This is a genomic window from Frankia sp. CeRuru1, from assembly GCF_977966315.1.
The window spans coordinates 1-8,764 of record NZ_CDWWEW010000221.1 but is presented as its reverse complement, the minus strand read 5'-3'; the positions used below and the strand labels follow the sequence as shown (position 1 = coordinate 8,764).

At 69.9% G+C, this 8,764-nt stretch carries 8 protein-coding genes and 1 tRNA gene; 4 read left to right on the top strand and 5 right to left on the bottom strand.

Annotated elements, in window-relative coordinates:
- Together AC08OP_RS15790 and AC08OP_RS15785 are read left to right on the top strand one after the other, a co-directional pair.
- The coding region (locus AC08OP_RS15790; protein WP_476614895.1) for an ABC transporter ATP-binding protein at positions 1 to 1,868 on the top strand (1,868 nt) is incomplete at its 5' end.
- Positions 1,869 to 2,031: 163 nt separating this feature from the next.
- The gene (locus AC08OP_RS15785) at positions 2,032 to 2,346 is read left to right on the top strand and encodes a hypothetical protein (RefSeq protein ID WP_476614894.1); all 315 of its coding nucleotides are present in this window, start codon (positions 2,032 to 2,034) and stop codon (positions 2,344 to 2,346) included.
- 143 nt (positions 2,347 to 2,489) lie between these two features.
- Here AC08OP_RS15785 and AC08OP_RS15780 read toward each other — a convergent pair whose 3' ends face one another.
- Positions 2,490 to 3,227 (bottom strand): DUF459 domain-containing protein, encoded by a 738-nt coding sequence (locus tag AC08OP_RS15780; protein ID WP_476614893.1) that lies wholly within the window; start codon positions 3,225 to 3,227, stop codon positions 2,490 to 2,492.
- 409 nt (positions 3,228 to 3,636) lie between these two features.
- Here AC08OP_RS15780 and AC08OP_RS15775 point away from each other — a divergent pair, with 409 nt between their 5' ends.
- A complete protein-coding gene (locus AC08OP_RS15775; RefSeq protein WP_476614892.1) occupies positions 3,637 to 4,362 on the top strand; it encodes a polysaccharide deacetylase family protein in 726 nt (241 codons plus the stop codon).
- Between the two features lie 52 nt (positions 4,363 to 4,414).
- Here the strand turns inward: AC08OP_RS15775 and AC08OP_RS15770 are convergent, their stop codons facing one another.
- Positions 4,415 to 5,986 carry an aldehyde dehydrogenase family protein gene (locus tag AC08OP_RS15770; RefSeq protein ID WP_476614896.1) on the bottom strand — a complete coding sequence of 524 codons (1,572 nt, stop codon included), beginning with the start codon at positions 5,984 to 5,986 and terminating at the stop codon, positions 4,415 to 4,417.
- A gap of 526 nt (positions 5,987 to 6,512) precedes the next feature.
- Between AC08OP_RS15770 and AC08OP_RS15765 the strand changes: the two genes are divergently transcribed.
- Entirely contained in the window at positions 6,513 to 7,229 is a 717-nt protein-coding gene (locus AC08OP_RS15765) for a response regulator (protein ID WP_462187051.1), read from the top strand.
- Between the two features lie 81 nt (positions 7,230 to 7,310).
- Here the strand turns inward: AC08OP_RS15765 and AC08OP_RS15760 are convergent.
- The 3 genes from AC08OP_RS15760 to AC08OP_RS15750 form a co-directional block, all read right to left on the bottom strand.
- Positions 7,311 to 7,386 (bottom strand) — tRNA-His (locus AC08OP_RS15760).
- Positions 7,387 to 7,577: 191 nt separating this feature from the next.
- Positions 7,578 to 8,384, bottom strand: a complete 807-nt coding sequence (orn, locus tag AC08OP_RS15755) for an oligoribonuclease (RefSeq protein WP_476614891.1) — start codon at positions 8,382 to 8,384, stop codon at positions 7,578 to 7,580.
- 14 nt (positions 8,385 to 8,398) lie between these two features.
- Positions 8,399 to 8,764 (bottom strand): hypothetical protein (locus AC08OP_RS15750; RefSeq protein WP_476614890.1); only part of this gene is annotated, 366 nt, incomplete at its 5' end.

Genomic DNA, 8,764 nt, shown 5'->3' with positions numbered 1-8,764 from the left:
ACCCGGCATTCTCGCTGCACCGGCTGCTGGCCGTGGTCCGCTGGCCGCTCGTCCTGGGCCTGCTGCTGGTGGCGGCCGACGCCGTCGCGGGTCTCGCCCTGCCGACGTTGGTGCGGCATGCCGTCGACGCCGGTGTGAGTGTCGGGGCACGTGACGTCCTGTTCGCCACCGCCGGTGTCGCGCTGGCGGTGGTACTGGTCAACTGGGCGGTGCAGGTGTGGCAGACCCGTGTCACGGGCCGGATGGGGGAGCGGTTGCTTTACATCCTGCGGGTGAAGACCTTTGCGCAGCTGCAGCGCCTCGGGCTTGACTACTACGAGCGCGAGCTCGCCGGCCGGATCATGACCCGGATGACGACCGACGTCGACGCCCTGTCGACCTTCCTGCAGACCGGCCTGACCACCGCCATCGTCAGCCTGCTGTCCTTCTTCGGCGTCCTGGTGGCGCTGATCGTGCTGGACGCCGAGCTCGCCTTGGTCGTCGTCGCCGTACTGCCGATCCTGATCGTGGCGACGGTGGTGTTCCGGCGTCGCTCCTCCGCCGCCTACACCGAGTCCCGGGAACGAGTCAGCGCCGTCAACGCATCGCTGCAGGAGAACCTGACCGGCCTGCGCATCGCCCAGGCGTTCGGCCGGGAAGCGGTCAACCAGGCAAGGTTCCGCGAGCTCGCGGACAGCTACCGCCGCTCGCGGCTGCGGGCACAACGGATGATCGCTCTCTACTTCCCGTTCGTCGAGTTCCTCTCCCGGGTCGCGGGTGCTCTCGTGCTGGGAATCGGCGCCCACCTTGCCGTCGGCGGATCCCTGTCGCCGGGAGCACTACTCGCGTTCCTGCTCTATGTGGACCTCTTCTTCGCGCCGGTGCAGCAACTGTCCCAGGTGTTCGACGGTTATCAGCAGGCCCGGGTCGGTCTGCGCCGGCTTTCCGAGCTGCTGCGGACTCCGACCTCGACGCCGCCGGCCGAGCACCCGCGACCGGTCGGGCGGCTGGCCGGCGAGGTGGTCCTGGCCGGCGTCCGGTTCGCCTACACGGGAGGCACCGCCGCGCGGACGGAGAACTCCGGGCCGGCGGAGAACTCCGGGCCGGCGGGAAACGCCGGGCCGGCGGGAAACGCCGTGAACGGGGTGAGCCTGCGCATCGCCCCGGGGGAGACAGTCGCCCTGGTCGGGGAGACCGGCGCGGGCAAGTCCACGGTGGTGAAGCTGATCGCCCGGTTCTACGACGTGACCGAGGGTGCGGTGCGGGTGGACGGCGTCGACGTGCGCGACTTCGACCTGCCCGCCTACCGGCGACGGCTCGGTGTCGTTCCGCAGGAGCCGTTCCTGTTCTCCGGGACGGTCCGGGACGCCATCGCCTACGCTCGGCCGGATGCCTCCGACGCCGAGGTCGTGGCGGCGGCGCGGGCGGTCGGCGCCCACGCGTTCATCACCCGCCTGGCCGACGGCTACGATCATCTGGTCGGCGAACGCGGCCGGGGACTGTCCGCCGGCCAGCGGCAGCTCCTGGCGCTCGCCCGCGCGGAGCTCGCCGACCCGGACATCCTGCTGTTCGACGAGGCGACCGCGGCGCTCGACCTCGCGACGGAGGCGGCGGTCACGGCCGCCTCGGAGGCGGTGGCCACCCGGCGGACCACGATCGTCATCGCCCATCGGCTCACCACGGCGGCCCGGGCCGACCGGGTGGTCGTGATGGCGGACGGCCGGGTGGTCGAGCAGGGGCCGCACGCCGAGCTGGTGCACGCCGGCGGCCCGTACTCCCGCCTGTGGGCCGCCTTCACCGCGGAGTCCGTCACGCCCGCGGAGTCCGTCACGCCCGCGGATCTCAGCCCGACCGCGGACAGCGGTGCGGATCGGCGAGCGGCTGGCTGACCGTCAAGCGGCTGGCTGACCGGCGAGGGCGGCCTCATTCCGTAATGTCATGGTTCGCCCTCAAGCCTGAGGGGATGCCCTCACGGGGCGACGAGCAAGCCCGCCCGTCGCCCCGATCGGCCGAGCGGTCACCCGGGGCCGGCGGCGATCAGAGGAGGGGATCATGAAGGCGAACGGTCTGTTGATGGAGATCACCTGGCCACGGCTGCCCAGCGGAATCGCCACACCCGGTGAACTCGCCGACCAGCTGGACGCCGACCTGCGGGACCGCGCCAGGGTCGCCGCGTTCGACGAGCACGGTCTGTGGGTCCGGGTCCACCGGCCGCACCAGGTCGAGGCGCTCGCCGCCGAACTCGCTTACAAGCTCTCCCAGGTCGGCGCGCCCGATCAGACGTTCCTCTCCTGGCACGACGAGCTGGGTAATCATCGTCGTTCGCTGAGCGGCCGTCGGATCGGGATGCACCGCAAGGTCGCCTGAACATTCCGGCGGATTCTCGACGAGGTCCCGCGAAGCTCGGGGAAGCCGGCGAAGCCCCGGAAGCCCCGGAAGCCCCGGAAGCCCCGGGAAGACCGGAAGATGGTGGATCCCGCCCGGTCGGCCCTCGGTCGGTCGGCTGGCGGTCAGCCCTCGGCCGGCTGGAGGGTCTCCCGAGCGATCGCGGTGCCGAAGCGGACGGCGCCAGGGGACGGGACCGGGCAGGCCGTCATCGGCTTCTGGAGCAACGGGCAGAAGTGGACCCCGTCGGGGCTGCGGACTGTGACGACCCCGCCGGGCTCGCAGGTCTCGCCCGCGGCACAGGGCATCGTCGAGGTGAACCGGCCGTCCATGGTCAGCACCCGGCCCGCGGGGACCACCCGGGTACGTTCGTGCTCTGCGGCGATCTGGCGCCACAGGCGGTCCAACAGGGTCATCCCGGCCTTGTCGACCGTCTGGTCACGCCGTGGCGGCGCATCCACGAGGACGACTCCGATGCCCTGATTCGTCAGCATCTTGACGGCCTTCGTCACGTCCTCCCGGTAGGCCGTCACCAGGTCACGACCCTGCATGCAGGGCGTCACCTGGTTGCCGGAGAACACCAGAACCGCGGTGGTCGGCCGCCAACGCCGCGCCTGGTCGCGGATGTCCATGAGCCAGTCGCAGGGCGCCGTGCCACCCCAGGTGCGCACCAGCACGGCGGTCCCGCCGTCCGCGCGGGCCGCCTCGTCGAAGGCGCTACCCGCCTCCCAGGCGAGCGAGTCGCCCCACAACGCCACCCGTGGCCTGTCGTCGGAGGTCCTGTTCACCACCAGGGTGCCCCCGACTAGGACGATCGCGACGACGAACAGCCAGCCGACCGGTCCCAGCCGTCCGATCCGCACGGTCCGCCCCTTCCTGCCCCGCCGCACCGGGCCGATATCACCGGATCCCCGATCACGTCCGACTCTGCCCGGCTACCCACCACCTCATCGTGCTTCCCGCCCGGCGCTGTTCTGGTGACGGGTGTGCCGTCCCCACGAACGGACATTACCGAACGTACCTCCCATAACTGTTCTATCCAGAGACCCGAGTAGCTCCCGCTACCGCGGGCGGTCGTGGCCGAGACGGAGGGTGGGGGGTGGGTAGGACATGGCAGTACCCATGGCAGTACCCATGGCAGTACCCATGGCAGTACCCATGGCGGCGGGCTGCCCTGTGGCGGCGGGCATGGGGGTGCTGGTCGGAAGGCGAGACCGGATCTGTGGCAGAGTTTTCGCCATGACGCGGTCCGTTGCGACGCGCAGGCCCACCATGGCTCGCCGTACTGCCGCCGCGGCGTTGACCCTGGGCGGCGTGGCCGGGTTCACCTACGGCATTCCGTCGCTCACCACATTGCGTCGACTACGGCTGCGGTGGACGCCGGCGCTCGCAGGGCTCGGCGCGCCTGATCACGTCGCGCTCACCTTCGACGATGGTCCGGATCCCGTGTCCACGCCGCAGTTCCTCGACGTGCTCGCCGAACTCGACGTGCGGGCGACGTTCTTCGTCCTCGGTGGTCTGCTGGAACGCGCACCGACGTTGGCGAGGGAGATGGCCGCCGCCGGGCACGAGCTGGCCGTGCACGGCTGGGATCATCGCCCGATGCTGTTGCGCGGTCCCCGCTCCACGCACGACCATCTCGCCCGCACCCGGGACCTGGTCGTCGAGATCACCGGTCGCGCGCCGCGGTTCGTCCGGCCGCCGCACGGCATCCTCTCGGCCGGGCTGCTCGTCGCGGCCCGCCGCCTCGACCTCAGCCCCGTCCTGTGGTCGGCGTGGGGACGCGACTGGACGGCCGAGGCGACGCCGGGCAGCGTGCTGGACACCCTCGCCCCCGACCTGCGCGGGGGCGCCACGGTGCTGCTGCACGACTGTGACTGCACATCGGCCCCCGGGGCCTGGCGCAGCGCGCTCGGGGCTCTACCCGGGATCGCCGCGCGCTGCGACGACGCCGGCCTGCGCCTCGGACCACTCGCCGAGCACGGCCTGCCGGCCTAGCTGAATCCTCCTTCTGGCAGGAGCGGCCGGGCAGGTGAGACGGCCGGGCAGGTCAGACGGCCGGGTAGAGGGAGTAGCTCGGGAAGTTGCCGACGAGCCGCTCGTCGGCGTCCGCGCCCACGGTGACGGCTCTGGCCAGATGGACACCGCCGACGAAGGCCCCCTTCCAGGAGGCGCCGCGGCCACCGAACGGCTCGTCCCGGTCGCCGCGGGAGCGCGGCTTGTTGACTCCGACCTTGAACGCCTGCAGTTCCCCGGCGAGCCGGCGGGCATGGGACTCGTCGTCGCAGGCCAGTGAGGCGACCAGCGCGCCGTTGGAGGCGTTCATCGCCGCCAGCAGCTCGGCCTCCGAGTCGACGACGACGATGGTGTCGACCGGGCCGAACGGCTCCGCGTGGTGCAGCGCAGACGACGCCGGCGGGCTCAGGACCGCCACCGGCGGCACGTAGGCGGAGGTGTCCTGCCCGGGGATGAACCGGCCGTCCGCGAGGTCTCCGCGGTAGATCGGCACACCGCCCTTCGTGATCGCCTCGTCGATCTTCGCGGCCAGCTCGGTCGCCTTGTCCGCGGTGATGACCGGGCCGTAGTCCAGCTCGGGCAGCGGGTCGGTGTCGTCGGCGACAGCGAGGGGGTGGCCGAACCGGACGCCGGAGACCACCGGCAGGTACATCTGGAGGAACCTGTCGAACAGTTGGCGCTGGACGACGTAGCGGGGGTAGGCGGTGCAGCGCTGCTTGCCGTACTCGAAGCCCTTCTTCAGATGGGCGGCGAGCACGTCCCACTGGGAGAAGTCCCAGATGCCCCAGGCGTTGAGGCCCTCCTGCTCGAGGAAGTGGCGCTTACCGGTGTCGACCAGGGCGGCGGCGACCTGGCCACCCGCCGACCGGCCGCCCACGAAGGCCAGGCAGCCGATCTCGGGGGCGCGGACCAGCGCCGAGCTCAGCCGGGAACCCGATCCGGAGACCAGCGAGACCGGCAGACCCTCCCGGCGGGCCAGCGCGCTCGCCAGCGTCAGGCAGGCGGCGCCGCCGTCGGTCGGGGTCTTGGCGATGGTGCCGTTGCCGGCGAGGATCTGGACGAGCACGGCATGCATGAGCACGCTCATCGGGTAGTTCCAGCTGGCGATGTTGCTCACCGGACCGGGTAGCTGGGTGCGCCCGGCGATCATGCCGTCGATCTCGTCGATATACCAGCGCACCCCGTCGAGGGCACGGTCGACGTCGGTGCGCGCCAGCCGCCAGGGCTTGCCGATCTCCCAGACGAGCAGGAGAGCCAGCAGGTCGCGGTGGGCGTCCATGGCGTCGACGGCGGCGCGTACCCGGGCCTTGCGCTCGGGCAGCGCCACGTCGCGCCAGCGCTTGTGGTCGTCGAGAGCGGCCCGGATCGCCTCCCGGGCCTCGTCCAGCTCGATCATCGGGGGCCCGGCGATCGGTGTGCCGTCGACGGGGGACAGGCTGTGCAGTGGGTTTCCAGTTCGATGCCAGTGCCCGCCCCAGAGATTACGGAGGCGGTCCTCGTCGAACGCCTCGGGGGCAATCTGGCGGCAGGTGGCGAACGCCTCGGACCAGGTGGTACCCGGCTTAATGTGGAGTCGTGGCTGGGAGCTGCTGGATGCTGCGGCCATACCGGTGATATTGACGGTCATCCGCCGATCACGCCAGGCAAAACGGCCCACTATTTCGAGGGTTCTTAGATGACTGTATCAGTGTAATAACACTCGGTAATTTCCTGCATAAACCGCTATGTGGCCACTCATCGCCCCTGCTCGATATCTAATGATCTTGCTGGTGCTGCTGGTGCTGCTGGTGCTGCTGGTGCTGCTGGTGCTGCTGGTGCTGCTGGTGCTGCTGGTGCTGCTGGTGCTGCTGGTGCTGCTGGCTCGCGTTGGTCGCCGGGGTCGTTGCCAGGAGGAAACCCGGCGCGACTCGCCGCGCGAACATGGTCATATGCGGGTGGGTGGCAGCGTCCACCGCGTACTATTTCCGGCATGTCGGATGCGTTTATCGGGCGAGATGGCGGCACCACTTCGGCGCCGTCACGACCTCGGGTGTGTACTTCATCACGTAGAGTGGGATGGTGTCCGAACCATCTTTCGTTCGCGTCCGGGTTGCCGCCGCTCGGACGATTCGATCCTGATTCCCGGATGTGTGATGACGGCCAGTGTCGTGCCGCCGTCGGCCGCTGAAGCCGACTCCGTCGAGGGCTCCGCGCCGATCCGGGTCCTCGTAGTGGATGATCATGAGTTGTTCCTCCAGGGCCTGCAGACGGTCCTGGAGATTGAGGAGGACATCAGCGTCGTCGGCCGGGCCGGTGACGGTCAAGAGGCTCTGACCTTGGCCTCCGGGACGTCGCCGGACATCGTCCTGATGGATGTCCGGATGCCGGGCCGGGACGGGATCGCCGCGGCGGGTGCCATCAAACGTGCTGTTCCGCGCACTCGTATCGTGATGCTCACGGTCTCGGACGAGGAGTCCGACCTGTTCGAGGCGATCAAGGCGGGTGCGGTCGGGTACCTGCTGAAGTCGATTCCGCCGCACGAGGTGGCCGACGCGGTGCGGGCCGTCCACAATGGGCAGAGTCTGATCAGTCCTTCGATGGCATCGAAGTTGATGGTCGAGTTCGCCACGATGGCCCGTGGTACCGAGGACCGTCCTCGGGTGCACGCCCCGCACCTGACCGCGCGAGAACTCGAGGTGCTGAAGCTGGTCGCTGAGGGGCGCGCGAACCGCGAGATTGCTCGCAAGCTGTTCATCAGTGAGAACACGGTCAAGAACCACGTTCGTAACATCCTGGACAAACTGCAGCTGCACTCGCGGATGGAGGCCGTGATGTACGCGGTCCGCCAGGGGCTGTTCGACATCGAGTGAGCCCGGCGGGGCCGCACGGCTGGCTGCCGCGGTGGGCCTCCGTCCGCCACCCCGCGGGGCCTGGTCAGCGGGATATCGCTCTGGGGTGGGTGACGGGACTTGAACCCGCGGCCACCGGGACCACAACCCGGTGCTCTACCAGCTGAGCTACACCCACCAGAACCTGGCTGCCATGCCGAAGGAGGAGACCCGGTCGGACCGGAGATCCTCCGACCGGTGCGAATCCGGGATGTTCCGAATCCGGGATGTTCCACCCACGCCGCCTGACCAAGCGAAGCTATCGTACCGGTCCGCGCCACCGGATGGGCAAGGGGGTTACCCCGGTCATGCTCACCGCGCTCACCGCGCTCACCGCCCGTTCAGGCGGGCGGTGGAAGATCCCCCGCTAAGCCGCGCGGGTGAACCGGCCGGGTCGTCTGGTTGCGGGTGCTCGGAGCCTCCGGCGGTCAGGGCGGCCAGCGACGCATCGGCCTGGTCGCGGATCTCGGCGGCGATCGCGCGGGCCTGCTCGGTGCCCGGCCCCGGCTGGGGGACGAACACGGCCCGTCGGTAGTAGCGCAGCTCCTCGATGCTTTCTTGGATGTCCGCTAGGGCCCGGTGGCCGCCGCGTTTGACCGGAGCCGCGTAGTAGGCCCGCACGTACCAGCGGCGGGCGAGTTCCTTGATCGACGAGACGTCGATCATGCGGTAGTGCAGGTGAGCGTCCAGTGACGGCAGGTAGCGTGCGAGGAAGGTGCGGTCCGTGGCGATCGAGTTGCCGCACAACGGGGCCTTGCGCACCTCGGGAATCCGGGTGCGGACGTAGTCGAGGAGCTGGCGCTCCGCGTCGGCGAGGGACAAGGTGGAGGCCTGGACGGCGGCGGTCAGGCCCGAGGCCTCGTGCATCTCGCGGACGACCGGCTCCATGGTCTGCAGCGCCTCCTCCGGCGCCGAGATGACCAGGTCGACGCCCTCGTCGAGGATGTTGAGCTCACTGTCCGTGACCAAGCAGGCCACTTCCAGGAGTAGATCCGACGCGGCGTCCAGGCCGGTCATCTCGCAGTCGATCCACACCAGTCGATCCATCCCGCTGACACTATGGTCTGCGGTCGCCGTCGTCACGTGCACCCTCGGGTTCTCATCGGGATAGCTGAGTGCTTGCTCCGCCGAGATCATCTTATGGTCCCTGTTCAGTTACTGACGGTAAAGCTGATGGAGATCTGAGTGTTCCCGGCTCCGACCAGGATCGCGGTCAGGGTGTACAGCCCGTCCGGGACCTCGGAAGTCTGCCATCCGCCGGGATGCGGCGTGAACAGGTACGGCGGGCCCGGGAGATCCCGCCGGTACGGCCCGATCGGTCCATTCAGCACGTACGTCAGGGTGCCGGCGTAGCCCGTCGTCTCCACCCGGATGGTGCGGAATCCCGAGATGGTCTCGCCCTGGTGGATGCCGGCGAAGGTGAACGGCGCGACGGACATCGTCGACGACGGCGTGGGCACGGCGCCCGGGCCGGGCCGGGATGGACGACCGTCGGGTGCGGGGGATGCCGCCGGGGC

Coding starts and splice junctions, on each gene's coding strand:
- orn (WP_476614891.1), bottom strand. CDS start 8,384: ATGATCTCGGCGGAGCAAGCACTCAGCTATCCCGATGAGAACCCGAGG.
- AC08OP_RS15770 (WP_476614896.1), bottom strand. CDS start 5,986: ATGGCCGCAGCATCCAGCAGCTCCCAGCCACGACTCCACATTAAGCCG.
- AC08OP_RS15765 (WP_462187051.1), top strand. CDS start 6,513: ATGACGGCCAGTGTCGTGCCGCCGTCGGCCGCTGAAGCCGACTCCGTC.
- AC08OP_RS15775 (WP_476614892.1), top strand. CDS start 3,637: ATGGCTCGCCGTACTGCCGCCGCGGCGTTGACCCTGGGCGGCGTGGCC.
- AC08OP_RS15785 (WP_476614894.1), top strand. CDS start 2,032: ATGAAGGCGAACGGTCTGTTGATGGAGATCACCTGGCCACGGCTGCCC.